Source organism: Pelotomaculum sp. FP (assembly GCF_004369245.1).
GTDB classification, from domain to species: domain Bacteria; phylum Bacillota; class Desulfotomaculia; order Desulfotomaculales; family Pelotomaculaceae; genus Pelotomaculum_C; species Pelotomaculum_C schinkii.
Window position 1 is genome coordinate 34,525 of sequence record NZ_QFGB01000004.1, and the last position, 24,178, is coordinate 58,702.

At 51.9% G+C, this 24,178-nt stretch carries 21 protein-coding genes; 11 read left to right on the forward strand and 10 right to left on the reverse strand.

Going from position 1 to position 24,178, the window contains the following annotated elements:
* Nucleotides 1–134: 134 nt before the first annotated feature.
* A complete protein-coding gene (locus Psfp_RS02675) occupies nt 135–2,627 on the forward strand; it encodes a DUF4855 domain-containing protein (RefSeq protein WP_134217011.1) in 2,493 nt (830 codons plus the stop codon).
* A gap of 10 nt (nt 2,628–2,637) precedes the next feature.
* Here Psfp_RS02675 and Psfp_RS02680 read toward each other — a convergent pair whose 3' ends face one another.
* From Psfp_RS02680 to Psfp_RS02720, 9 genes are all read right to left on the reverse strand, one after another.
* Nucleotides 2,638–3,549: an alpha/beta fold hydrolase gene (locus Psfp_RS02680; protein WP_348981103.1), complete on the reverse strand. Its 912-nt coding sequence runs from the start codon at nt 3,547–3,549 to the stop codon at nt 2,638–2,640.
* 254 nt (nt 3,550–3,803) lie between these two features.
* Entirely contained in the window at nt 3,804–5,180 is a 1,377-nt protein-coding gene (locus Psfp_RS02685; protein WP_134217013.1) for a peptidoglycan-binding protein, read from the reverse strand.
* A 338-nt stretch (nt 5,181–5,518) separates the two neighbouring features.
* The gene (locus Psfp_RS02690) at nt 5,519–6,802 is read right to left on the reverse strand and encodes a phenylacetate--CoA ligase (protein ID WP_134217014.1); all 1,284 of its coding nucleotides are present in this window, start codon (nt 6,800–6,802) and stop codon (nt 5,519–5,521) included.
* Nucleotides 6,802–7,392 carry an indolepyruvate oxidoreductase subunit beta gene (locus Psfp_RS02695; RefSeq protein ID WP_134217015.1) on the reverse strand — a complete coding sequence of 197 codons (591 nt, stop codon included), beginning with the start codon at nt 7,390–7,392 and terminating at the stop codon, nt 6,802–6,804. The genes Psfp_RS02690 and Psfp_RS02695 overlap by 1 nt, the downstream gene beginning before the upstream one ends.
* A gap of 7 nt (nt 7,393–7,399) precedes the next feature.
* Nucleotides 7,400–9,175, reverse strand: coding sequence for an indolepyruvate ferredoxin oxidoreductase subunit alpha (iorA, locus tag Psfp_RS02700; protein WP_243120451.1), 1,776 nt, complete (start codon nt 9,173–9,175; stop codon nt 7,400–7,402).
* A gap of 512 nt (nt 9,176–9,687) precedes the next feature.
* Entirely contained in the window at nt 9,688–10,479 is a 792-nt protein-coding gene (locus Psfp_RS02705) for an energy-coupling factor transporter transmembrane component T (protein ID WP_134217017.1), read from the reverse strand.
* Nucleotides 10,463–11,311, reverse strand: a complete 849-nt coding sequence (locus Psfp_RS02710) for an ATP-binding cassette domain-containing protein (RefSeq protein WP_134217018.1) — start codon at nt 11,309–11,311, stop codon at nt 10,463–10,465. The genes Psfp_RS02705 and Psfp_RS02710 overlap by 17 nt, the downstream gene beginning before the upstream one ends.
* Nucleotides 11,311–12,159 (reverse strand): ATP-binding cassette domain-containing protein, encoded by an 849-nt coding sequence (locus Psfp_RS02715; RefSeq protein WP_134217019.1) that lies wholly within the window; start codon nt 12,157–12,159, stop codon nt 11,311–11,313. Before Psfp_RS02715 ends, Psfp_RS02710 begins: the two co-directional genes overlap by 1 nt.
* Nucleotides 12,160–12,293: 134 nt before the next feature.
* Nucleotides 12,294–12,860, reverse strand: coding sequence for a tryptophan transporter (locus tag Psfp_RS02720; protein WP_134217020.1), 567 nt, complete (start codon nt 12,858–12,860; stop codon nt 12,294–12,296).
* Nucleotides 12,861–13,199: 339 nt separating this feature from the next.
* Between Psfp_RS02720 and Psfp_RS21445 the strand changes: the two genes are divergently transcribed.
* Nucleotides 13,200–13,628: a hypothetical protein gene (locus tag Psfp_RS21445; RefSeq protein WP_192895239.1), complete on the forward strand. Its 429-nt coding sequence runs from the start codon at nt 13,200–13,202 to the stop codon at nt 13,626–13,628.
* A 177-nt stretch (nt 13,629–13,805) separates the two neighbouring features.
* On the opposite strand, the gene Psfp_RS02730 is transcribed toward Psfp_RS21445, so the two are convergent.
* Nucleotides 13,806–14,741, reverse strand: a complete 936-nt coding sequence (locus Psfp_RS02730; protein WP_134217022.1) for an LD-carboxypeptidase — start codon at nt 14,739–14,741, stop codon at nt 13,806–13,808.
* A gap of 342 nt (nt 14,742–15,083) precedes the next feature.
* Between Psfp_RS02730 and cbiQ the strand changes: the two genes are divergently transcribed.
* The 9 genes from cbiQ (at nt 15,084) to Psfp_RS02770 (ending at nt 24,171) form a co-directional block, all read left to right on the forward strand.
* Complete coding sequence (gene cbiQ, locus Psfp_RS02735; RefSeq protein WP_192895240.1) at nt 15,084–15,860, forward strand: cobalt ECF transporter T component CbiQ; 777 nt, start codon at nt 15,084–15,086, stop codon at nt 15,858–15,860.
* Complete coding sequence (locus Psfp_RS02740) at nt 15,839–16,678, forward strand: ATP-binding cassette domain-containing protein (protein ID WP_134217024.1); 840 nt, start codon at nt 15,839–15,841, stop codon at nt 16,676–16,678. The genes cbiQ and Psfp_RS02740 overlap by 22 nt, the downstream gene beginning before the upstream one ends.
* Before the next feature lie 109 nt (nt 16,679–16,787).
* On the forward strand, nt 16,788–17,069 hold the full coding sequence (locus Psfp_RS02745; protein ID WP_134217025.1) for an acylphosphatase: 282 nt from the start codon (nt 16,788–16,790) through the stop codon (nt 17,067–17,069).
* Between the two features lie 105 nt (nt 17,070–17,174).
* Complete coding sequence (locus Psfp_RS02750) at nt 17,175–18,128, forward strand: MBL fold metallo-hydrolase (RefSeq protein ID WP_134217026.1); 954 nt, start codon at nt 17,175–17,177, stop codon at nt 18,126–18,128.
* 25 nt (nt 18,129–18,153) lie between these two features.
* Entirely contained in the window at nt 18,154–19,557 is a 1,404-nt protein-coding gene (locus tag Psfp_RS02755; protein ID WP_134217027.1) for a MurT ligase domain-containing protein, read from the forward strand.
* Entirely contained in the window at nt 19,529–20,260 is a 732-nt protein-coding gene (locus tag Psfp_RS02760) for a glutamine amidotransferase (RefSeq protein WP_134217028.1), read from the forward strand. Before Psfp_RS02755 ends, Psfp_RS02760 begins: the two co-directional genes overlap by 29 nt.
* 126 nt (nt 20,261–20,386) lie before the next feature.
* Entirely contained in the window at nt 20,387–20,509 is a 123-nt protein-coding gene (locus Psfp_RS22435; RefSeq protein ID WP_282432460.1) for a hypothetical protein, read from the forward strand.
* Between the two features lie 163 nt (nt 20,510–20,672).
* Nucleotides 20,673–21,563: a Gmad2 immunoglobulin-like domain-containing protein gene (locus Psfp_RS02765; protein ID WP_134217029.1), complete on the forward strand. Its 891-nt coding sequence runs from the start codon at nt 20,673–20,675 to the stop codon at nt 21,561–21,563.
* 712 nt (nt 21,564–22,275) lie between these two features.
* Nucleotides 22,276–24,171, forward strand: coding sequence for a PrkA family serine protein kinase (locus Psfp_RS02770; RefSeq protein WP_134217030.1), 1,896 nt, complete (start codon nt 22,276–22,278; stop codon nt 24,169–24,171).
* Nucleotides 24,172–24,178: the final 7 nt, after the last annotated feature.

Sequence of the window (24,178 nt, forward strand, 5' to 3'; positions counted from 1 at the left end):
TAGTGTTATTAAGTAGATAGGACGGTATATATAGAGAGAGATATCCCAGGCCGTCCTTAAATAGGGAGTTAATGTAAAATACAAACAGACTTGTTTAATCTAAAACTTTGTTAATCTAAAACGTGGAGAACATAATGATATTCAGAATAACAACCTTTTTGCTGTTGCTTTCCCTTATATTCACACTCCCAGCTCAAGCCCAACCGGCTTCCCCTGCTTTTCAAGATATCAGCGGTTCATTTGCCGAAAAGGCGATCCTGGAGCTGGCGCAGCAGGGCATCATCAGCGGTATCAACCCGGTAGAGTTCGGCCCTGAGCAGAGCATAACACGCAGGGATTTTGCCGCGCTCCTGGCCAAGGTGCTGGGGATACAGCCGTTTGCTCCCTTGAAGCCCGCTTTTTCTGACGTGCCCCTCGATGCGCCAGGCGCCGGTTATGTGGAGGCGCTGGCCAAACTGGGTGTTTGGCATGGTGAGGGGGACGGCAGACTGGGTGCGGATGAGCCGGTTCTGCGGCAGGATGCTGCCGTAATGCTTTACCGCGCGCTGGAGGAGCGGTCATTGTCATCGTCCCTGGATGGACGCTATCTTGACGGGAGCCAGATATCTCCCTATGCGGAGGCAGGCGTGGTCTATGTGACCGGCCGGGGCTGGATGAGAGGCAGTGACGGCTGTTTCTTTCCCCTGCGGAAGTTGACCCGCGCTGAAGCGGCGATGATAGCCAACCAACTATTGATTATGAGAAAGGGACAGGCCCTGACGGCTATTCCGGTAGTCTCACCGAGAAAGCTGGAACTAAAGGCAGGGGAAGCCACGCATATTGCTCCGGAGACGGCGCTTATACCTCTTGCCTTTACCACCGCCTACGGGGTGGACGACCCGTCCTTTGGAGCGTTGTCAAATGACGGGACTATTACCGCCGGCAAACAGGCCGCTTCTGCCACCATCACAGTTAACGCCGGTTTGAACTCCTATGAGGTAATAACAAGCGTAAGGGCTTCACAGGCAGAAAATAAAAATGAGGGCGTGTTTGCAGAAAACAGCCAGCCTGAGAAGGAACTGGCAACCGGCGCTTCCTACCAGGTGGAACAGCTGGCGCCCGATTTGGGGTTTCAAGAGAAAGAATACAAGAGCTACTCCGGCCCTGTCGAAGGGCTTACATCCCAAGGCCAAGCCTGGACTGGGTTTCTACGCCAGCAGGGACGGGAGATTACTGTCGATCTGAAAACAGCCCAAGTCGTCAGCAGTATTTCACTTGAATTTTTACAAGATGCAGCGTCGGGAATAAGCCTTCCCGGCTTCCTAAAAGTTGCGGTTTCTCCGGACGGGAAATCGTGGTACCACTTAGGGCAGGTCAGCCATAATGTTGACCCTGCCGATACGGTGGTGCAGACTAAAAATTTGACTCTTTCCTTTGCGCCCGTCATCACGCGCTATATAAAGCTCAGTTTTCCCGTGAACAGCTGGGTCTTTGCCAGGCATCTTTCAGTCAGAGGGGGCGGACACGTGGATAATCCTGCGGTTCTGGCTCCTGCCGGTTACGCAGTCCCATCCACTGAAGGCTTCTTGAATGTTCCGGACATGAACAACATTCTATTGGTCTATACCGGCGGCAACGGTGATGATGGAACCTGGAAAAGTAATGACTTTCAGCCGATGGTAGCCTACCAGGACAGCAAGTGGGTTATCAGGGGCAGGCTCTTTGATACGATGCTCTTTCTGCCCTATGGGGATGTACCCTGCACCAGGGATGGCTGGAATGCCTATCTGGACGACCTGTTTAAGGAGGGGGCGCAGCTTTCCGCTCTGGACGAGGTGGTGGGGCGTTTGAATGAAAACACTGCAATAACAGGAAAAGAAAAGGTCATCCTGACTATCCCCTACCCTGATCCAAAACAGCAAGATTTTGGAGCGCTGGAAGAAGGTGGGGCGACCCTGGATTTTTCCGGATCCGTTGATAGCGGAGAGCAGGCTGCAGTGAGCAGGCTAAAAGCCGTACGGTGGTTTTATGACAGCCTGATCAGCAGGTGGAAGATGGCCGGGCTAAACAACCTGGAATTATCAGGGATATACTGGTACAGTGAATCGATAGACCAAACTGTTAACGGAGAGAAAGAACTGGTGCAGGGTACGGCGCGTCTGGTACGGGGTGACGGGCTTGAGTTTTTCTGGATTCCCTACCACGGGTCGCGCGGTTATGAGGACTGGATGTCATACGGCTTCACCCGCGTATTCCTGCAGCCGAATTTTTACTCGGTCGACAGCCCGCCGGAGGAACGCATGGATCGTACGGCGGACCTGGCCAGGCGCTATAACCTGGGAATGGAGCTGGAGTGTGACGGTAATATCCTCTACAACCGTTATTACTACGACCTGTTCTACAGGCAGTTGAACAGGTCCAAGCGGCTGGGGCTGGACCGGGACATCACCTTAGCCTGGTATGCGGGTTCCAAGGCGCTGGTCAAGGCGGCCGCAAGCAGCAGCCTCAAAGTACGGGCCGTATACGACGACATTTACAGGTGGATCAACGGGACCTATGCGGCTCCGGCCGGCACAGTGCCTGAGGAGTCTGTGGGCGCCGCTGGTGGGCAGGTTGAAGCGGAGAGCGACGATCTGTCCAGGAAATAGTATCAGTAAACTAGCGTTTGTTAATGTTGGCGCAGTATGCATGGACGATTTCTTCAGCCACTTTTTGCTGATACAGGATACGCATGTGCCCGAACAAGTCCAGCGGCAACATGGAGAAGCAGCTAACGGACAAAACATACCCTTTAGTTACCGGAGCTCCATACTCGTCTGTGAGGCAGGCCATGAACGGATGAACAACTACGTCCTGCCGGGTTCCAAATGTGGCCACGTGGATGCCTGCCTGAATCATTCTTCGGGCGGCTTCATTTTTTTGCCTTTCTATTCCCAGTTTGTCTTTCAACTGGTTTTCTGCGGCCAACTGTCTTACCGCCGGTGAGCCCCATATTTTCCGGACTAATCCTAGTAAATCAATCCTGTTGTAGGATAAGCCGGTAAGGGGGGAATTAAGGGTAATAACTCCTTTGATGGGCCCCGCGTTTTCAAGGCGATACTTGGTGACATAGTCAAATACAATCCTGCCTCCGAGACTGTGTCCTACCAGGAGGTAATGGGCCTGCGGATGGCTCCGGGTGAATTCATCAATCATGTTTTTCAAATGGTTGACGCTGAACTGGATCGGCTGTCCTGTGTCTGCAGGCCGGTAAGGCTTTGGATACCACCGCCCTTCCTGCACCAGGCCGCCAGTATAGCTGTACATCAGAAAATGCTCATCATTGTAGCTGAAGCCCAATCGTTCAAATGACGTGCGAAAATATTCAAAACCCATGGTATTGTAGGGGGATCCATCACAACTGGTATCAAGCCCGGGCACGAAGATAACATAAGTTTCTTCCTGAGGGGGTGGGAGGTTTTGCATCTGTTGAATAGGGGTTACTGGTTGGGGGGTTGAAGACGAAAATATTAATATTTTAATGATGAGAATGGCCAACGCTGCCATGCTGGCCATTAGGCGTATGTTCATTACCACGGTCCGGGACTCCCATCTCTCGGGTCTATCACAGTAGCGGCATTATTCTTTGTCATTTCCGGGATAAACATACTGCCATTTTAAATAATAGAAAAGATCTGAATGCCTTCATTAAGATATATAGAGTGTATATGAATTCACGATCATATTGTTTAAGAACAAGCTGATCACTGATACCGGTAAATATAAAACAGGGAGCGCCGTCACTCCCTGGAATCATTTCAAACGGTATGCGATTTGTTTCATATTTAACCAATAACTCTTCGGGCGCCTAAATACCTCGCTTTGTAATATGAATCAGATAGAGAAGTTATAGTAACAACACCCGCGCCGGAGCTGGAGTGGATAAATTGATTGTCGCCTATGTATATGCCGACGTGTGACGGTCCGGGTTCATAGGTGCTGAAGAACACCAAATCCCCTGGCTGAAGCTTGCTGACCTTGCTGCCGGCACTATACTGCCCGTCGGCTGTACGCGGCAAATTAATATTGAAGTAATCGAATACATAGTAAGTGAACCCTGAACAGTCAAAACCTGACGGCCCTTGACCGGCCCAGGCATACGGCACTCCAAGGTATTGCCTGGCAAACGCTACAATCGCCTGAGTGTCCCGGTCTATAGCTTGTCCGCGATTGGCAAGCGCTACTTGAGGATTTGCGCTTTGCAGCGCCAGCAATGTTTTCTCGCCGGCGACGCCGTCTACAGTAAGCTTGTTGTCATATTGAAAGTTGGCGACAGCGCTGCGCGTGCCGGGACCGAAAGCGCCGTCAGGCGTGCCCTGATAGTAGCCTAACTCGCTCAGCTTTGTTTGCAGTTTAAGTACGTTGTCCCCGGACATGCCTTGCTTTAGCGCTGCCGGCTCGCCGCCTGCCGCAGTATTCCCTGCAGAGGCCACCGTGCCTCCTTGGCGCAACGCTGCCAGTGTGCCCGCCCCAGCGATACCGTCCACCGTAAGGTTGTTGGCGGATTGAAAGCTGGCTACGGCGCTATGGGTACCGGGCCCGAAGGAGCCGTCCGGCGTGCCCTGATAGTAGCCTAAATCACGCAGTTTTTGTTGGAGCTTTAACACACTGTCTCCGGACATGCCTTCTTTTAACGCTGATTGTTCTCCATTATTTGAACTCAGAACGCGCAAGGCTTCCAATGTGCCCGCCCCAGCGATACCGTCCACCGTAAGGTTGTTGGCGGATTGAAAGCTGGCTACGGCGCTGCGGGTGCCGGGCCCGAAGGAACCGTCCGGCGTGCCCTGATAGTAGCCCAGATCGCGCAGTTTTTGTTGGAGCTTTAACACACTGTCTCCGGTCATGCCTTCCTTTAGGACTCCGCCATTTGAGCCGGAAAGGCGCAACGCCTCCAATGTACCCACACCGGCGATGCCGTCCGCAGTCAGGTTATTGGCCGACTGAAAGCTGGCGACAGCGCTGCGGGTGCCCGGACCAAAGACTCCGTCGGGCGTACCTTGATAGTAACCCAAATCGCGCAATTTTTGTTGAAGGTTTAGCACACCGTCCCCGGACATGCCTTCTTTTAACACGGATTGGTCAGCAAAACCGGCAGTGTTTTGGAGGAATAAAATCAACAGTGTTGCCAGGCAGATTGTAAAAAGCTTCAAACTCCTTTTCAATAATTCGCCCTCACTTTGTTGACCAAAATAGATGTTATTGACTTAATCTCCTTTCTTTAGCATGGCTCTTTAATTTCATTTCGTCTTGCATCGGGATTATTCCTCCATCAAAAACAAATTTCTTTAATTTCAGATAAATTATTAAAAAATTCAGTCGTTTTTTTAATAATAAAGGAACCCAAGGACTATTTTGCTCTTCATCTGTCGATATTGTTAATGTAATTTTTACCTGTGGGTCCGGGATGATTTTTACGCCGCATTGTAAGGCCAACCTGCGATGCTATTTTTCGTGCTGATTTACTGTAATTTATATTGCCGGTAAAAACAGGGAGTGCTTTTCAGCACTCCCTGTAGTCATATACTCTTTTGCTTTTCTTTTCGCTCCGTGGCAGAGAACCGTGTGGGACGGCTTCCACGTCCGTGAGGATCCCAATGCGGGTTTTTATATTTTTCTTCAGCTCGCCGGCCACCTTGTCAAGTGGTTGGCCCTCCAGCGCTTCAGCCTTAATCAGGATGGAGTCCTTGCCCTCAGAGCGTTTTACTATGATCTGGTATTCGCTGCCGGCGCCTTCGGTTATTTTCAGCACGTGGTCAATCTGGCCGGGGTAGATGTTGACCCCTTTGATTTTAACCATATCGTCGGTGCGGCCAAGGACCCGGGCGTGCATTGGGTAGGGGCTGCCGCAGGCGCATTGTTCAGTCAGAAGGCGGGTGATGTCGTGGGTACGGTAGCGCAAGAGGGGCATGCCCTCCTTGGTCAAGGTTGTAACGACGAGCTCGCCTTCCTTACCGGGAGGCAGCTGCGCGCCTGTGACCGGGTCGATGATTTCAAAAAGCAGGTGGTCGCTCCAGTAGTGCAGACCGGCGTGTTCAGGGCAGTCGATGGAGATACTGGGCCCGTAAATTTCGGTAAGGCCGTAGATATCAAAGGAATCGATGCCTAAAAGTTCTTCGATCCTGGCCCGCATTTTGTCGCCCCAGCGCTCCGAACCGATGATACCGATGCGCAGCTTGATCTTGTCTTTAAGTCCCCGCCTGTTGATTTCTTCTCCCAGGAGCAGGGCGTAAGAGGAAGTCGCGGTCAGGACGGTGCTTTGCAGATCGATCATAAACTCAATTTGTTTTTCCGTGTTGCCGGGGCCCATGGGAATGGCCATGGCGCCCAGCCGTTCCACCCCGGCCTGAAAGCCGATCCCCGCCGTCCACAACCCGTAGCCGGGGGTGACCTGGACGCGGTCCCGGTTGGTTACCCCGGCCATGGCCATGCAGCGGGCCATCATCTCGGCCCAAATTGAAACGTCGTTGGCGGTGTAGGGTACGATGATCGGCTTGCCGGTGGTGCCTGATGAGGAGTGGATACGTACCACTTTTTCTTCCGGAACGGCTTGCAGCCCCAGCGGGTAGCCCTGGCGCAGCTCCTCCTTGGAGGTGAATGGTAACCGGGCCAGATCGGCCATGGTTTTCACACCCAGCGGGTCTATTCCGGCCTCATCCAGCTTTTTGCGGTAAAACGGCGAATTCTTGTAGATGCGCGGTAAGAACTCACGCAGTTTGGCTTCCTGGCCGCCAATGATTTCCTCCAGGTCGAAACGCTTCTTGGTTTTAATTGATACTACTGACATTACGCCACCTCCATGGCCCGGCGCCCGACTTCAAAAGCGCGCTTGTTGGTATTCTGAAGCTTCTCCGGAATTAAGTTTAAGACTGCCTGCAGCAGTTGCTCCGGTTCAAAAGGAAGTCCCGGCAGGGTGGACAGGGCTCCCAGGATAATGACGTTGCCGGTCTTAATGTTGCCGGCGCTTTTGGCCAGTTCATTCAGGTCGAGCAAAACTACCTTTCCGGGTTGTTCCCGCAGGTACCGTCGCATTGCCTCCCGGTCGTAGCTGGAGATACCCAGCTGCACCGAAACCGGGACGATGGCGGAGGAGCTGGCGATAATGACGCCGCCCGGTTTCAACTTGGGCAGGGCTCTTATGGTTTCCGCCAGTTCAAAACCGAGCAGGATATCGGCCTCGTGGTCCGGTATGGTGGCGCCGAAGAGCTGTTCACCTATCCGCACCTGGCTGGTGACAGAGCCTTCCCTTTGGGCCATACCGATTATTTCCGAGGTGCGCACATCCAGTCCCAGGCCCATACCTGCGCCGGCCAGCGCCCGGGAGGCCAGCACGGATCCCTGACCGCCGACGCCGCTGATAACGATATCGAGCTTCATTGCTATACTAAACCTCCTCGATGGCCCCGACGGGGCAGACCTGGTCGCAAAAGCCGCAACCAAAGCAGTTATCCAGAATTTCCGGACTGCCGGCCGGTTTACCGATGGCGGGGCAGCCCAATTCGTCAACGCAGGCGCCGCATCCTGTACAGAGATCGGGGTTAATCCTGCGGCGCCGCCCTTTTTTCATTTGCGCAACACACGCACGCTGCATAACCACTACGGATGGCCCGTCAAAAGCAAGGGCCTCTTTAGCCGCCTGCATGGCTGTTTTCAGATCAAAGGGATCTGCCACCCGCACAAACTCTACACCACAGGCTTCAGCCATCCGGGCTATGTCGATCGACCTGTCAGTCGGCCCCATTGCTGTACGGTTAAGCCCGGGGTGGGACTGGTGGCCGGTCATGGCCGTGGTACTGTTGTCAAGAATAATCAGAGTGATGTTGGCGCCGTTGTGTACCGCGTTAATCAGGCCCGGTATGCCGGAGTGAAAGAAAGTGGAGTCTCCCAGAAAGGCTACCTGTTTGCGGTGCGGCTCCACCCGGCTTAAGCCTGCGGCGATGCTGACACTGGCGCCCATGCAAAGGCAGGTGTCCGTTGTGTATAAAGGCGCCATGGCGCCTAAAGTATAGCAGCCGATATCCCCGGCAAATAACGTGTCTTTGCCACGCGCCGCTTCTTTAAGAATATAGAAGGAGGCACGGTGCGAACAACCGGCGCATAGGACGGGCGTGCGCAAAGGCAGCTCCGGCGCAGTAGAGGTTGCAGCCTGCTCAGGCTGCCGGCCGTAAAAACTTTCCAGGATACTCCTTACTTTATTCACATTGAACTCGCCTTCACGTGGCGAATGATTGTCGTTTTTACCGGAAATCTGCGTCGCATACCGATTTTTCCAGGCTAGGGCGATAACCTGGTCTTCCACCACCGGCTCCTGTTCCTCAATTACCAGAATTTTTTTAGCATGCTGCAAGAGCTTTAGGACCGGACCGGCAGGCAAGGGGTAGGGAGTGCCGATTTTCAAGACGGAGGCTGCAAGGCCGGCCAGCTGCAGCGCCTCCATCACATAGTTGTAGCTGACGCCGCAAGCGATAATCCCCACGTCAGATTGTTTATTAATTGTTAGCTGGTTAAATGGTGAACTCTCGAAGCTATCCCGCGCGACTTCCTGCTGGCCGTTGAGCCAGACATGTTTACGGGCGGATAGGTTGGGAAAGATCACCCAGTTGGGACTTCTTTGAAAACCGGAAATAGGCTGGAGCGATGCGTTGCCATCCTGTATCTCCACGTCCTGGCAGGCGTGGCAGGTCCGCGTGGTTGGCCTTAAGATTACCGGCAGGAGCAGTTTCTCTGATAAATCAAAGGCGTACTTGGTCATTTCCAGCGCTTCACGTGGCGTGGCCGGGTCGAGGACCGGGAGTTTGGCAAACCGGGCAAACAGGCGGGTGTCCTGTTCGGTCTGGGAGCTGTGCGGTCCGGGGTCGTCCGCCACCACCAATACCAGCCCGCCCTTGACACCGATGTAGGCCAGGCTCATCAGTGGGTCGGAGGCCACATTCAGCCCGACTTGCTTCATGGCCGCCAGCGACCGCGCTCCGGCGTAGGCGGCGCCTGCCGCGACTTCCAGGGCTACTTTCTCGTTGACCGACCATTCAGCGTAAAAGCCCTTTTCCCGGGCTAAGCCGGCCAGGGTGGACAGGACTTCCGAGGAGGGTGTGCCCGGATAGGCGGCAGCTACCTGAACGCCGGCCTCTATCGCACCGTAGGCAATTGCTTCATTTCCCATGAGGAGTTTTAATGTCAAGTTTGTTTTCCCCCTATGTGGGACGTGGGACGTGGGTATATCCTGCATTTCTTCAGGGTCTCTTGTAATTCCGGAGAATCTCCTGAAATTTGCATGTCCCATGTGCCGCGTCTAAAGTACTGTCTGATTTCCTTTATCCGACCGTTTAGATTTGCATGATTCAGACGGCAAATATAAGCTTAAAAGACGCAAATTTTTGTATAATTCGACACCTGACGCAGGATTCCTTTATGATGGCGCATATCGTCAGGGAAATACTCTTGGATTTTGCCGGCATCTCAATTATGGGCGCAAATTTATTTTCACACGGAAACTACGAAGCAGTTTTAAGATATTCTTAAAGCTTTCTTGGGCATGTGCATAATGAATTCGTACCCACATTAGGAAAATCCATATCCGCGGTTACAGTTATTCACTTCAAAGAAATGCAAGCTATACCCACAACTCACATCCCACGACTCACGTCCCACGTCCCACGTCCCACGTCCCACGTCTCAAACGACACCGTAGCCTTTAACCCGTGCGTACACGCTGATGGCCAATAGCAGCGCCATCAGGCCTGTCAAACAGTAATCCGCGACTCCCAGGCGGGGATCACGCAGGTAGGTGCGGCGCCCGCCGCCGTAGCCCCTGGTTTCCATGGCCATGGCCAGGTTTTCGGCCTTGTTAAGAGAGAGCAATACCAAAGGTACACCTACCGGCGCGTAGGACATGATTTTTTTAAACGGGTTGAGTCCTTCTAAAGCGTGTCCTCTGGCCTGCTGAGCCTCACTGACCTGCCTGACCTCTCCGAAGAAAGTGGGGATAAAGCGTAGCGCCGTCAAAAAGGTAAAAGCATAGTCGTAAGGGATTTTAAGTTTCTCAACCAGGGTCAAGACGATATCCTGGGTGCGTGTTGTGGCCAGAAAAACCATGAAGCTCAATACCAGTGCCAGCATGCGGGCGGCCATTGCCAGTCCCGTGAGCAAGCCCTGGTCGGTTACTGGCAGGTAGTTGGTGCCGGGGACCAGATGGAAAAGGGCCTGCCCCTGGTCGTAGAAAAGGGCTTGAATGATTAATAAAATAAGGGCAAATATTGACAGTCCGGCGCAGGCCGGGAGGAAATTTTTCAGCACTCCGCCCAGGGCGGCTACAAACAGCACGGATAACAAGAGGGCCAGGAGGTAGCGGTAATCATTGAAGAGGAGCCCCGCCGCCAGGACAAAAAGAGACCAGAAAATCTTGGACATGGCATTTAACCGGTGTACCGGGGAGTTGCCATGTATATATTCAACGGCAGCAGCCAAGCTGCTCACCTCCCATCATTGTCAGCAATTGGTACATCTCCTCGACACTTAAAACTCCGGGGGGGATCGTGTGCCTTCCCAGCCCTTGAGCCAGGGCTGTTATCTGGGGCGGGCTGAGGTAGGTTTCTTTCAATAACTCAGGCCGGGCGAATACTGAGCGCACCTCCCCGTCAACCAGGACCTCACCCCGGCAAAGTACAATGACGCGTTTGGCGTAACGCGCCACCAGCGACATGTCATGGGTAATAAAGAGTATGGTATGCCCGGCTTCATTCAGCTTTCTGACCATCTCCATGATCTGCTTCGATTCGCGGTAATCCTGGCCGGTGGTGGGCTCATCCAGTACTATTGCTTCAGTCCGCATGGCCAGCACCGAGGCCAGGGCCACCCGCTGCCGTTGCCCCTTGCTCAGATTGAAGGGGTAGGTCTGGTAATGCCCGGTTAATCCCACTTCTGCCAGTGCTTCGTCGACCCTTTCTTTGATCTGCCCGGCAGGCAGTCCCAGGTTCTTTAAGCCGAAAGCGACCTCCCGGCCGACGGTATCATGGAAGATCTGGTGGTCGGGGTTCTGGAAGACGTAACCCACCGTACGGGCCAGTTCGGAAACTTTAAGGGGATTGGAGTCCCTGCCTCCGACGTAAACCTTGCCCGAGGAAGGCTTGTGCAGTCCGTTAAAGTGCTTGGCCAAAGTAGTTTTACCGGCTCCGTTTTGACCGATGATGGCCACACATTCTCCCTTGCCTATTTCCATGGAAATATTTTTCAGGACCGGACGCCCTCCGTTATAGGCGTAGGAAAGGTTTTCTATTTTGATCAAAGCCGGTCTGGTCATTATATTTGCCTCCGCAGCATTCTTTCTACAAAAATGCGGCACTGCTCCACCGTCAGGGGCAGTGAATACTTGTCATGACCGCCGAGCATGCTTGCCAGCCGGGTCACCTGGGGTATCCTGACACCTATTTCCTCCAGTTCATTCTGCCTGGCAAAAACCTGCCAGGGTTCCCCTTCCAACGCGACCGTTCCACCGTTGAGCACCAGGATCCGGTTGGCATAGGCGGCCAATTGCTCTGTCTTCTGCTCAATCATCAGGATGGTGATGCCGTGCGCACGGTTCAAGTGGCTCAAGACATGAAATATTTCCTCTGTACCCACTGGATCCAACTCGGAAGTGGGCTCATCCAATAGCAGAATTTCCGGCAGCATGGCCAGGGCGGCAGCGATAGCCACACGCTGTTTCTCGCCGCCGGAAAGGTTGATGGTTGGCCGGTTGCGCAGTTCTGTGATGCCGACGAGTTCCAGCGCCTCACTGATGCGTCGCTCAATTTCCCTAGGTGGAAAGCCGAGATTTTCCGGTCCGAAGGCCAGTTCCTGTTCAACCTCGGTGGAGATAATCTGCGCCTCAGGGTCCTGAAAAACGCTCCCCACCAGGCGGGAAATCTGGGCGGTGCTGCGCTCGAATATTGATGTCCCTTGAAGGTCGATACGGCCCTGCAGTCTCCCACCCTGGAAATGAGGGATGATGCCGTTTAAGCAGCAGGCCAGGGTGGTCTTGCCCGCTCCGGTAGGCCCGGTGATACCGATAAATTCACCTTTTGCTACGCTGAGGTTGATGTCTTTCAGTGCCGGCTGAAGCGCCTGGGGGTAGCTGAAGGTGAAATTTTTGATTTCCAGCAGTGGCATCACTCGTTCATCCTTCCATGTGTCGTGGGTCGTGAGACGTGGGACGTGTGTACTTATACTGCATTCCTCGGGGGTTTTGTGCGAATGAATTCGCACCGCATTTTTGGGGGTAACCATTTTGCTTAGTCGCAGCCTTAGAGCTTGAGGAACTTTTTGGCCGGCAGGTACAGGATCTGGGCCAGCACGGCATTGATCACGGTAACAGGAATTACCACTCCGATGCAGGCCGCTTTCCAGGCGATCATCATTTTATCAGGCGGCAGGTCCAGGGCAAACTTGAAGTTTAAAGTGATGTATAACAGGCCGCTGACCAGCGTACCGATGGTTGTTGCAAGGATTGGCTTGAAGGAGTAGTTGCTGAGGTTGAATTCCGGTAGGTACCTGACGATAAAAGCGCAGGCCAGTGCTCCGGCCGGCTCGGAGAATAAATTCAGGTAGGGGATGGGTGACTTGGAGAACATCATGGCCACCGCGCCGCCTACCAGGCCGATGCCTATAGCGCCGCCGAGGTTGGGACGAACCAACAGGATGGCAATACAGTACATGGCAATGACGAAGTTGGGAGTGATACCCGCGATGGGCGGCGTGAACATGCGCAGGACGGCTCCGATGGCAATCAGGACTGCTACAACAGCCAGCTGCTTGGAGCGCGCCATCCTGTTTTCGTTTATATTAATCTCGTAAGCTTGGGGTTCAGACATTATAAATAACCTCCTCAATAATAAGTAAACCGGGCAGCGCGGCCCGGTCTTTGGACAAATAAAAAAAATCCTCGTCTCCACTCGCCCAGGCTCAGCTCATGCTCAACTCACCTCACTTATGTAATTGTCGATTCCAACTCTGCTACATGTGGAAGGCTACCCTTCCAACTTACTAAATATTATCACAGGACCGTCATAATGTCACTACAAAAATCTCATAGGGTCACAAAAATATTCATAATCCCGGCAACTGCCAAGGGATGATTTTTGTGTCAGATGGAACAAATATCTTTATATAGCATAATATGGATATATAAGTGTTGAAAGGGTGATCCCATAATGCCGGATAATGTATCTCCGAATGAAATGAATATTTCTGCAAACTGCGGAGAGGCTTTGGAGTCTATGTACCCGGATATTTATCATTGTGTGTATCCGATGGTAAGAAGCATGTGCGAGATGTACGATGTTCCTGCAAATACTTGTATGTATCCTTCCCCAAGTAGAGCCGTTGTGGAACAGATGGCTGACCAAATATATAATACCGTAGCAATTAACTTCGGGATTAGAGATGATGTGCAACCCATGCCGCGCCAGTTTGTAGGGCCGGGGTTTGTAGGGCCTGGGTTTGTCGGGCCCGGGTTTGTCGGGCCCGGGTTTGTCGGGCCCGGATTTGGGGGACCTTTTGTTGGAAGAAGATTTTTAAGAGACTTGATTGCCATATTGTTAATCAGGGAATTATTATTCAGGAGAGGGAGGTTTTTTTAATACAGAATCATGATATCCGGTACCTACCTATAGAAAAACAATACAAAACAATTACCCAACGATGTGGGTGTGAATTCATTTGCGCATGACCCCAAGGGAATGCCTGCACCCACATGGCTAAGTTTTAGTAAGGAGCATGGGTGTCCAGGTCGTTAAAATATGGGTACCGGGTACTTATTATATAATAGTGGCTGATTCGGTTATGGTCAGAATGCATTCGGCTGCATCGATTTCCGCCTTTACTCCCAGCGGCAGGGTGGCCTTGTTGACTCCATGCCCGGTAGCGAGACCGTAATAACAGGGGACGGCTGTATCCTTCATTGCGTCCTTGAGTACTTCCAGAAGTGAAAAGGAACTCGTGTTTTCCTCCGCCTCACAACCGGCGAATTCTCCAAAAACAACACCCGCGACAAATCTGAATTTGCCGGCCAACCGCAATTGCTGCAGCATCCTGTCAACGCGGTAGGGCTGTTCATCTACGTCTTCCAGGAAAAGGATCGCCCCCCGGGTATCAATCTCGTAAGGAGTACCCAGGGTGGCTGCAATGAGAGTAAGATTGCCGCCCAGTAGGCGGCCGCTGGCCCGGCCCGGCCTGATTACCTCGCACCTGGTGTCCGGGGCAGGTGGGATGACCCCCAGCGTAAAGGGGCTGGTAAGGGCTTTATAAAAATGGTTGATTGTGTATGCCCCTGCTCCCCGGCCAAAATCGGATACCAGCATGGGACCGGAGAAAGTCACCAGTCCGGCATGCTTCCAGATAGCGAGCTGGAGAGCGGTAATATCGCTATAACCCACCAGTATCTTGGGATTGTTCCTGACGACGCGGTAATCTATTTGGGAGAGCAGTCTCATACACCCATACCCCCCCCGCAGGCAGAGCAGACCGTCTATGGCGGGTTCAAGGAACATATGTCTCAGGTCGGATAATCTTTCTGTGTCTGTTCCGGCCAGGTAACGGTTTTTCTTTAATGCGTTCGGAGCCACAGCAACCTGGAAGCCTAGCTCTTCCAGCAAATATTTTCCAAGCTCTACTTCCAGGGGATCGTATGAGGGACTTGCCGGCGCGATGATACCCAGGGTAGAGCCATAAGCCAGAGCATGTGGTTTTATCAATTGCGTTTTTCATCACCACTGGTTTTTTAACTGTTATACTTGTTCTAATATATGTTCCGGCAGCAGAAACGATCATTGTGGTTTGCTTATAACTATAAATTACCAGAAGTTATTACTTTGCATTAACTCGATAACGCATATTGGTACGCATTTCAACTTTACTGTTATTGCCACCGTGGAGGTGTGGTAGTATAATAATCTCAATGGGATCAAGAAGATTCCTCTTTCAATGATTACAGCTTTAATTTATGAATTGAATATAAGGAACTCAGGCCATGAAGGTTTTGCCGGGAAAACGGCAGAATTTTTATGGCATTTTTTATGGGGGGGGGGGTTAAATTGTTGGATACATCAATAATACATAATCTTGACGCCCGGGTAAAGGTGGTTGCCATCTGCAGTTTTGTCGCGCTCACCTCTACCATGAACTCCATCCCTCTCTTGGCTACTGCGGTGTTATTCCTGCTGTTCCTGGTGGGCATCGCCCGTATTCCGGCAGGTAGCTTCTTCAAGAGGCTGCTTTGGATTATCCCTTTCGGTGGCATGCTTGTAGTGTTGTTCCCTTTCATCACACCGGGCGTGCCGGCTTTTGAAATTAAAACGGGCCTGTTCACTCTGACGGCTTCCGAAGATGGGATTAACCGTGCCGCCGTGCTCTTCTGCAGGGTTTTGGCCGCAGTATCCGCTCTTTCCTTACTGACGTCCACTACCGGGTTCAGCGCTCTGACGGCCGCTTTCAAAGAGCTCCGGGTGCCGTCTCTGCTGGTGAGCCTGATTGAGTTTACCTTCCGCTACATGTTTGTACTGTCCGATGAGATGCAGCGCATGCGCACCGCCCGTCGCGCCCGCTGCTTCGAGGGAGGAGGCAGCCTGTTTAACCGTCATGTTTTCAAAACCACCGGCCAGTTGGTGGGAGTCCTTTTCATCCGTTCCTGGGAACGGGGAGAGCGTGTTTACAACGCCATGCTGGCCCGGGGGTATTCCGGCCAGGCCGGGCCGGTCGCCGGGCGCAGCTTTAGCATAAAGGATTTGTGCCTGGGAGCCGGCATTCTCGTTTTTGCCCTCAGTCTCCGCCTGATAGAAATCGGGGGTCAATTATGGCAAATGTCATTGAAATAGAGAATTTGCACTACACCTACCGGGACGGGACCAAAGCTTTGGACGGTCTCAATCTTACCATTGAGGATGGCGCCAGGGTGGCCTTGCTGGGGCCTAACGGGGCCGGCAAGTCAACACTCCTGCTGCACCTGAACGGTATCTACCAGGCCCAACAGGGCAAAGTCAAGGTACAGGGCCAGGAGCTTACCTCCAGGAATGAGCAATGGGTGCGCGGTGTAGTAGGCCTGGTTTTTCAAGATCCTGACGACCAGGTTTTTTCAGCAACGGTCTGGGAAGACGTGGCTTTTGGTCCCACCAACCTGCGACTGTCCAAAGATGAAATCGCGAGCAGGGTGGACGGGGCTTTGGCCGCGGTCAGGATGGCGAAGTACCGTGACAAGGCTCCCTATCACCTGAGTTACGGGCAGAAAAAAAGGGTGGCCATTGCCGGAGTGCTGGCTATGAACCCGCGGGTAATTATCCTGGACGAGCCGGCCGCCTACCTTGATCCATGCGGTAAAGACATATTGATGGATATTTTGAGCCGGTTGAACCAAAATGGCACCACCGTGGTCATCGCCACTCACGATGTCGACCTGGCGGCAGAGTGGGCTGAACAAGTGCTGGTGATCAAGGATGGCCGGACTCTGGCTCAAGGAGGTACCTCTCTTTTAGCCGACGAACACCTGGTAAGGGAGGCTGAGTTGCGCTTTCCGGTCGTTGCCCAGATTTTTCGCAACCTGCCGGAGTTGAAGCCCGACCCCTTGCCCATAAAAATTATAGACGCGGTTTCCCAGATAAGGAACTCACTCAGAATAAAAGATACGGCAGGCCGGTGATATTTTTTAAAATCACCGGCCTTTTTGGTATAATAATATATAAATTGGATCGAATTGCAATTAAATGGGAATGAAGTAATTATTGCCCATTATACTTGGAGGGATAGCAATGCCACAGGCTGTTAGAGCGCACCTAATTGTAACCGGCCTGGTTCAAGGGGTATATTACAGGGCCACGGCGAGGCAAGAAGCCCGTACTCTCAATATAACCGGCTGGGTTAAAAACAGAACGGACGGAGCCGTGGAAGCAGTGATTGAAGGGGATAGGGTAAAGGTCTTAAAATTTATTGACTGGTGCCGGCAAGGTCCCCCAGCGTCACAAGTCCGTGACGTACAAGTTGAGTGGGGGGATTTTAGAGGTGAATATCAAGATTTCAGCATCGTTAGTTAGGAGAGTTCCCAGTTAGCTTACAGTAAAAGGATAATTGACCCATCACATAAGTTATATTCGGGTGCGTTTCGCACCCATGCATATAGTTTTATAAAGGAGATAAACATGCTTGATATTCGCAAGATTCATGTTCCAACACCTTACCAGGTTGGTCCGGTTAACTGCTACCTGATCAGGAACCGGCCTTATACCTTGATTGATCCGGGGCCTGAATCGGCAGAGGGACGCAAAGGCCTGCTGGCAGGTCTTACAGCCGCAGATGTAAGACCTGACGAAATCGAACAGGTGATAATTTCCCACTGGCACGCCGACCATAGCGGCTTGGCCCGCTGGCTTAGCGAGCAGTGGGGGGCGCAAATTTATGTGCACAGGCTGGAAAAGCCAAAGCTCACGCCTGGTTATGACAAACACGCGGAAAGACTGCCCTTCCTGCGTGAAGCCGGCGTGCCTGCAGGTGACCTGGAGGAAGTGCTCAACGACCGGGATCCGCTGCCCCGGCCGTTGCTGCCCGCAACCAGGGTCAATCTGTTGGAAGGTGGAGAGCCCTTTGCCTTTACCGGTGGCGAAATTCAGGTTATACATATGCCCGGCCATACTACGGGACATATCTGCCTCTATGACACTGAAAGTAGAACATTTCTGGCCGGGGACTTCATCCTCGCACACATTACCCCAAATCCCTTTATGACGGCCAGACCGGAAGACCCCGTTAAAAGAGTACCGGTACTAGCTCAATATTTGACGGGGTTAAATAGAATGAAATATATGGATATAGGTCTAATTTTAACCGGACATGGGGAGAATATTGACGATTGCGCCACGTCGGTTGAAAAGGTTTTAGAACACCGGTATAAGCGGCTGGATGTTATTGCAGGCATCCTTGATGGAGCGGTTTTAAATCCCTACCAGGTAATGAGGACCATGTACCCCGCAGTCAGGGGGTTTGAAATTCTGCTGGGAGTTTCCGAAGTTTTCGCTTGTCTGGATTACCTTGAGACCCGGGGTAAGGTGAGACACGAAGTGCAGAATGGGGTTTCCTTGTACCGCCATTCCTCCTAAAAAAAAATTTAAAGGGGGTATAAGCATGAACCTGAGGGTATCCGCTGCCATTGCGGCCGGGAAGATCGCCTTCTGGCTTAGCAAAAAAAAAGGCAACAAAGGGTCTTCCTTGCCGGGTATGGTTGCTCTCAAAATATATTCCGGCACGCTACGTTATTTGGCCGCCCAGGTCCGCAAGCAGATTGTCGTTGTCAGCGGGACCAACGGGAAAACTACCACCTCTAATATGATTTTCGGGATATTGAGTTCTGCCGGCTATAAGAACATTGCCAACCTGGAGGGGGCGAACCTGGTCTCGGGTGTTACTGCAAGCTTTATCAAGAGCGCCGGGCTTAGTGGGACAATCGACTGCGACTATGCGGTGCTGGAAGTGGATGAAGCCACTATGCCTATTGTTTTAGAGGAACTAAGTCCAGGGGTCGTGGTCCTGACCAACTTTTTCCGGGACCAATTGGATCGCTACTGGGAACTTGACAAAGTCACCGGTGTCATACGTAAATCCCTAAAAAATAGCGGTAAAAATATCACTCTGATCCTGAACGCAGACGACCCGCTGGTGGCCCAGTTTGAGAGGACCACCGGCTTACCTGTGGTGTTTTACGGCCTATCCGGCAGCGAGCGCTCGGTCAGTACCAGCACGCAGACCAGGGAGGCGCAGTACTGTCCTTTCTGTGGTTCGCCACTGGGATATGATTTTTACCATTATGGGCAGTTGGGCCGTTACCGCTGTAACGGCTGTGGGTTTGCCCGTCCACTCGCCAGGGTTGAGGCCGGGGAGCCGGGTATAAAGGACGGTGTCGTCAACTGCCGCCTGTATTTTGACCGGCAGGAAGCTGGGCTGACCATGCAGGTACAGGGCCTTTATAACCTTTATAATGCTATGGCTGCCTTTGCCGTGGGACTGCACCTTGGGGTTGAAGTGCCGCTTATGCTGGAGAGCCTGCGCAAATACCGTCCGGTCCTTGGCCGGTTGGAGAGGTTTAACTATCAAGGCAGGAGCGCTTTCTTAAGTCTGGTCAAAAACCCCACCGGTTTTAACGAGGGCCTTGCAGATTTGCGCAGTATCAAGGGAACAAAAAGCGTCTTCTTTGCCATTAACGACAATGATGCGGACGGGAGAGACATTTCGTGGCTGTGGGACGTTGATTTTGAGGTTTTGGATACAGACCACAATGATTTGGCGGTCTTTATCTGTTCCGGCAGCAGGGGAGAAGAAATCGCCCTGCGCTTGAAATACGCCGGCATACCTGTGAACAAAATCGTTGTCTACAAGGATATGGGGAGAGGCATCAGAAGTGTACTGGACAGTCGCACGGATATGGCCTACCTCTTTTCGACTTACACCGCTTTGTGGCCTGTCCACAAAATACTGAACAGCATGGCCGACAAGGAGGGTCCTTATGCTTCAGGTGTGTCATCTGTATCCTGACCTGTTAAACCTGTACGGGGACCGGGGCAATATCATCGCCTTTGTGCAACGCTGCCGCTGGCGCAATATACCCGTTTCGGTGAGGGCTATCAACCTCGGAGAACCGGTTCATTTCAAAGATTACGATTTTGTCTTCCTGGGCGGCGGGTCGGACCGGGAACAAAACCTCATCGCGGCTGATTTAATTAAACGCAGGGACGAATTTGCGGCGGCCATCGAGGATGGGCTGGTGGTACTGGCTATATGCGGCGGCTACCAACTGCTTGGAAAGTATTATCTTACACTTGATCACCAAACTATACCCGGACTGGACATCCTGGATTTTTATACCCGCGCCGGGAACAAACGTATGGTCGGCAATGTAGCGGTCGAGGTGAATTTGGGCGGAAAGAAGTTCAACATAGCTGGCTTTGAAAACCACTCCGGCGAGACCTACCTGGGGAATATCCGGCCACTTGGCAGGGTCCTGGCCGGGCGGGGCAACAACGGTGTGGACGGGCTTGAGGGCGCCCGCCACAAAAATGTATTTTGTTCCTACCTGCACGGCCCGCTGTTGCCCAAGAACGCCGGACTGGCCGATCAATTGATTGCTCTGGCCCTGGCCAGGCGAGGCATGGAACCAGAACTGATACCCCTGGAGGACCGGTTCGAAAACAGCGCCTGCCAGGTTATGTTGGATAGGCTTAGAGTGGTGAAAGGATAGATATTTTGCTTTTATTTTTTCCTTTTAGGTCTTTTATTTCCGTTTCCATTACAGTCCCTGTTGTTTAAAATAAATATAGTATAGTGAATAAAGAATCCTGTATACAATGACAGGGGGTAGTGGACAGTGCAATACATCGTAACCTGGTCGGAGGGTGACGAAGTCTGTTACCGTTTTGTAGATGAAGATGAGATCGGCAGTTTGTTCGAGGAAGATAAAAAATATATAGTGGCCGTGCTGCCCAATTAACCGCCAAGAAGTACAAACAAGAAGTATAAATATTGTGATTAGATTCTTTCACAAGACTTGTCGTTAAACCTCAGATCCTATCATAATCTAAGGCTGGATTAATCCGGCCTTTTTGTATATATTAAAAGAACATATGATGGTCCATATTCAAGGAGGGAGAAACATGAACTGGTCCGGCCTGAAAACAATCAGGGCTGCCGCCATCCTGGCAGCGTTACTCTTAACATTATTATTGCTAAGCGCCTGTACACGTTTTGGCGGCAAGGGTTCCGGGCAGGTTGCGCCGGGTGGCGCGCCTCAAGGGCAGGAAGAAGATTTACCTGCTCAGCAATCATTGAATCTGGCCTTGTACTACGTCAAAATTACCGATAAAGACGCCTACCTGGTCCGCGAAGTGCACCAGGTCCCTTACACCAGCGAAGTGGCCAAAGCCGCCCTGGAAGAGCTTATCAAGGGCAGCCCGAAGACCCCGGGCGCAGCGGGGGTGCTCCCGCCTGAAACGAAAATCAGGGGCATCTCTATTAAGGACGGGAATGCCAGTGTCGACTTTTCAAGTGAGGTACTGAAGGCCAACGTGGGGGCTGCGGGGGAAGCTCTGGGTATCCAGAGCATCGTAAATACTCTGACCGAGTTCCCGGAGATTAAGCAGGTCTCTTTTTTGGTAGAGGGTAAGCTGGATGAAAGAACAAAGGATTGGTGGGGTCATGTCGGTCTCTATACCCAGCCGTTTAAAAGAGATGTATCCTCAGTTTATGAGCCGGTCATTTGGGTAACCTCTCCTAATCCCGGTCAGAAGATAGCGTCCCCCCTGCAAATCCGGGGCAGCGCCAGGGTTTTTGAGGCTACGGTGAATGCCAGAATTATAGATGATTCAGGCAAAGAACTGGCCCAGGGGTATGCTACTGCCAGCGAGGGTGCGCCGGGCCGCGGGGACTTCGTGTTTTCGCTGCCGTTTACGCCCCCCACAACGGGCAGCGGCAAGGTGGAGGTGTTTTGGATCAGCCCGAAAGATGGAGAGGAGCTTGATAAGGTGGTCGTGCCGGTCACCTGGTAGTGACCTTTACCGCTGACATGTGCGATTTCTACCAGCAATTTAAGGGGATTCCTCTTAAAACATTTAAACTGCTAATCTATGGTGTCATGAACGAATGAACCAGCTATTTGTTATCTGGGTTCTCGAAAAGCCTCTGGGGTAGTGGGCTTGGGGTTATCCTCCGCTCTCTTCGCAATTCTCCATTTGTGTATCAAGAGCGTCATACCGACCGCATCTGCAGACTGCCATCCGGTAGCTACGCGCTATTTAAGCTTTTCTGCAAGCAACGCACGCGCTAAGGAACGCACCCAGGTGCTCCGTTCGCTCCGGAAAACCCCAAGCCCGCAAGTCAAGCCTTTTCGAGCGATACTCTTGAGACAGGTGCAATACACTCACATTTTATATTGGGCTGCAAAACTATTTTAATATTAATTCGCATCCACAATTAGCCAGGAATGCATGTTAGGATTATAGAACAAGCTTTATGTAGTGACGGAAGGTCGCAAAATTATTGTGGCCTTTTTTGTTTGCCCTTAATAGTTTGTAGTGTGTAACTGATGTGGCAGATGTTGCCTTGTGTAACCCATGCAAAAAAAAGACAAAAAATGTCTCCTGGTGGCGCTAATACTTGTACCAACATTCTTCTTTTTAACTGCTTTGCATATAATGTAGCATTATTAACCCGTCTAACAGCATCAAGAAAGTCTAAATACAAAGGGAAGGAGTGAAGACGATGGACTTCCTGCGGCGTTTGGAAGAATACCGCTCCTTAGAAAAACAGATTACCTGGGAGGGAACGTTCCAGGATTATATTGCCATCTTAAAAGAAAAGCCTTATGTGTCACAGCTTGCCCATGCCAGGCTTTATTCAATGATCAGGGATGCCGGGGTGGAGGAAAAAGAAGGCGTAAAACACTATACATTCTTTTCCTCTGAACTATTTGGCCTTGACAAGACACTGGAAAAACTGGTGGAAGAATATTTCCACCCGGCCGCGCGGCGTCTGGATGTTCGCAAACGGATCCTGCTGTTAATGGGACCTGTCAGCGGCGGAAAATCAACCCTGGTGGCCATGTTGAAGCGGGGCTTGGAGAAATACAGCCGTGAAGAACGCGGGAGCCTTTACGCGATTAAAGGCTGTCCCATGCACGAGGAGCCGTTGCACTTGATCCCCAAAGAACTCAGGGGAGATTTTCAAAAGACCTACGGAGTTTATATTGAAGGGGAACTGTGTCCTTCCTGCCGGATGATGGTCGAGCAGGAATACAATGGCAAAATTGAAAAAATACCGGTGGAGAGAATATTTTTGTCCGAAGACAACCGGGTAGGTATCGGGACCTTCACCCCTTCCGATCCCAAATCCCAGGATATCGCCGACCTTACCGGGAGCGTGGATTTTTCCACTATTGCCGAGTACGGCTCTGAATCGGATCCTCGCGCCTACCGCTTTGACGGGGAACTGAACATTGCCAACCGGGGCTTGATGGAATTCCAGGAGATGCTCAAATGCGATGAGAAATTCCTTTGGAACCTGCTCAGCCTGTCTCAGGAGGGCAACTTCAAGGCCGGCCGTTTCGCGCTCATTTACGCGGATGAACTGGTTGTGGCTCACACCAACGAAAACGAGTATAAGACCTTCATCAGCAACAAAAAAAACGAAGCCCTTCAGTCCCGTATTATCGTCCTGAAAATTCCGTACAACTTGCGGGTTAGCGATGAAATAAAAATTTACGAGAAGCTGATCGGGCAAAGTGACCTGCGCAACATCCATATCGCCCCCCACGCCTTGCGGGTGGCTAGTATCTTCTCGGTTATGACCCGGCTCAAGGAGTCCAAGAAGCAGGGTATGGATCTGGTCAAAAAGATGAAGCTTTACGACGGTGAGGATGTCGAAGGTTTTAAACAAAAAGACCTTCATGAACTCCAGATTGAGGCAATCGACGAGGGTATGAGCGGTGTCGATCCCCGTTATGTGATCAACCGGCTTTCATCGGCTCTCATTCGCACCTCCACTCAGTGCATCAACCCGCTTGACGTGTTGCGGGCGCTGAAGGAAGGGCTTGATCAGCATCCATCCATTACCAAAGAAGAGAAGGACCGGTTGCTCAATTTCATTTCTGTGGCACGCAAAGAATATGATGAAATGGCCAAGAAGGAAGTCCAGAGAGCTTTTGTCTACGCTTACGAGGAATCGGCCAAAGTGTTGTTCGATAACTACCTCGACAATGTTGAAGCATTCTGTAACGGTGTAAAGATCAAGGATCCCTTGACCGACGAGGAAATGGATCCGGATGAAAAGTTGATGCGATCCATTGAGGAGCAAATCGGTATTTCTGAAAGTGCCAAGAAGTCTTTCCGGGAGGAAATCCTGATCAGGCTCTCCAGCTACGCCCGTAAAAACAGGCGTTTTAATTACAGCTCGCATGAACGCCTGCGGGAAGCCATTGAGAAAAAATTGTTTGCCGACCTCAAGGACGTAGTCAAAATAACGACTTCTACAAAGACGCCGGATGCCGGACAGTTGAAGAGGATCAATGAGGTTAGCGCCAGGTTGATAGCTGAGCACGGGTACTGCCCGACCTGTGCCAATGAATTATTGAGATATGTCGGCAGCCTGCTGAACCGATAGGGAGGAA

Excerpts from the sequence above, each read along its gene's own strand:
- Psfp_RS02675 (WP_134217011.1), top strand. The coding sequence starts at position 135 with ATGATATTCAGAATAACAACCTTTTTGCTGTTGCTTTCCCTTATATTC.
- Psfp_RS02680 (WP_348981103.1), bottom strand. The coding sequence starts at position 3,549 with ATGAACATACGCCTAATGGCCAGCATGGCAGCGTTGGCCATTCTCATC.
- Psfp_RS02690 (WP_134217014.1), bottom strand. The coding sequence starts at position 6,802 with ATGTCAGTAGTATCAATTAAAACCAAGAAGCGTTTCGACCTGGAGGAA.
- Psfp_RS02695 (WP_134217015.1), bottom strand. The coding sequence starts at position 7,392 with ATGAAGCTCGATATCGTTATCAGCGGCGTCGGCGGTCAGGGATCCGTG.
- iorA (WP_243120451.1), bottom strand. The coding sequence starts at position 9,175 with ATGGGAAATGAAGCAATTGCCTACGGTGCGATAGAGGCCGGCGTTCAG.
- Psfp_RS02710 (WP_134217018.1), bottom strand. The coding sequence starts at position 11,311 with ATGACCAGACCGGCTTTGATCAAAATAGAAAACCTTTCCTACGCCTAT.
- Psfp_RS02715 (WP_134217019.1), bottom strand. The coding sequence starts at position 12,159 with ATGCCACTGCTGGAAATCAAAAATTTCACCTTCAGCTACCCCCAGGCG.
- Psfp_RS02720 (WP_134217020.1), bottom strand. The coding sequence starts at position 12,860 with ATGTCTGAACCCCAAGCTTACGAGATTAATATAAACGAAAACAGGATG.
- Psfp_RS21445 (WP_192895239.1), top strand. The coding sequence starts at position 13,200 with ATGCCGGATAATGTATCTCCGAATGAAATGAATATTTCTGCAAACTGC.
- Psfp_RS02740 (WP_134217024.1), top strand. The coding sequence starts at position 15,839 with ATGGCAAATGTCATTGAAATAGAGAATTTGCACTACACCTACCGGGAC.
- Psfp_RS02745 (WP_134217025.1), top strand. The coding sequence starts at position 16,788 with ATGCCACAGGCTGTTAGAGCGCACCTAATTGTAACCGGCCTGGTTCAA.
- Psfp_RS02750 (WP_134217026.1), top strand. The coding sequence starts at position 17,175 with ATGCTTGATATTCGCAAGATTCATGTTCCAACACCTTACCAGGTTGGT.
- Psfp_RS02755 (WP_134217027.1), top strand. The coding sequence starts at position 18,154 with ATGAACCTGAGGGTATCCGCTGCCATTGCGGCCGGGAAGATCGCCTTC.
- Psfp_RS02760 (WP_134217028.1), top strand. The coding sequence starts at position 19,529 with ATGCTTCAGGTGTGTCATCTGTATCCTGACCTGTTAAACCTGTACGGG.
- Psfp_RS02765 (WP_134217029.1), top strand. The coding sequence starts at position 20,673 with ATGAACTGGTCCGGCCTGAAAACAATCAGGGCTGCCGCCATCCTGGCA.
- Psfp_RS02770 (WP_134217030.1), top strand. The coding sequence starts at position 22,276 with ATGGACTTCCTGCGGCGTTTGGAAGAATACCGCTCCTTAGAAAAACAG.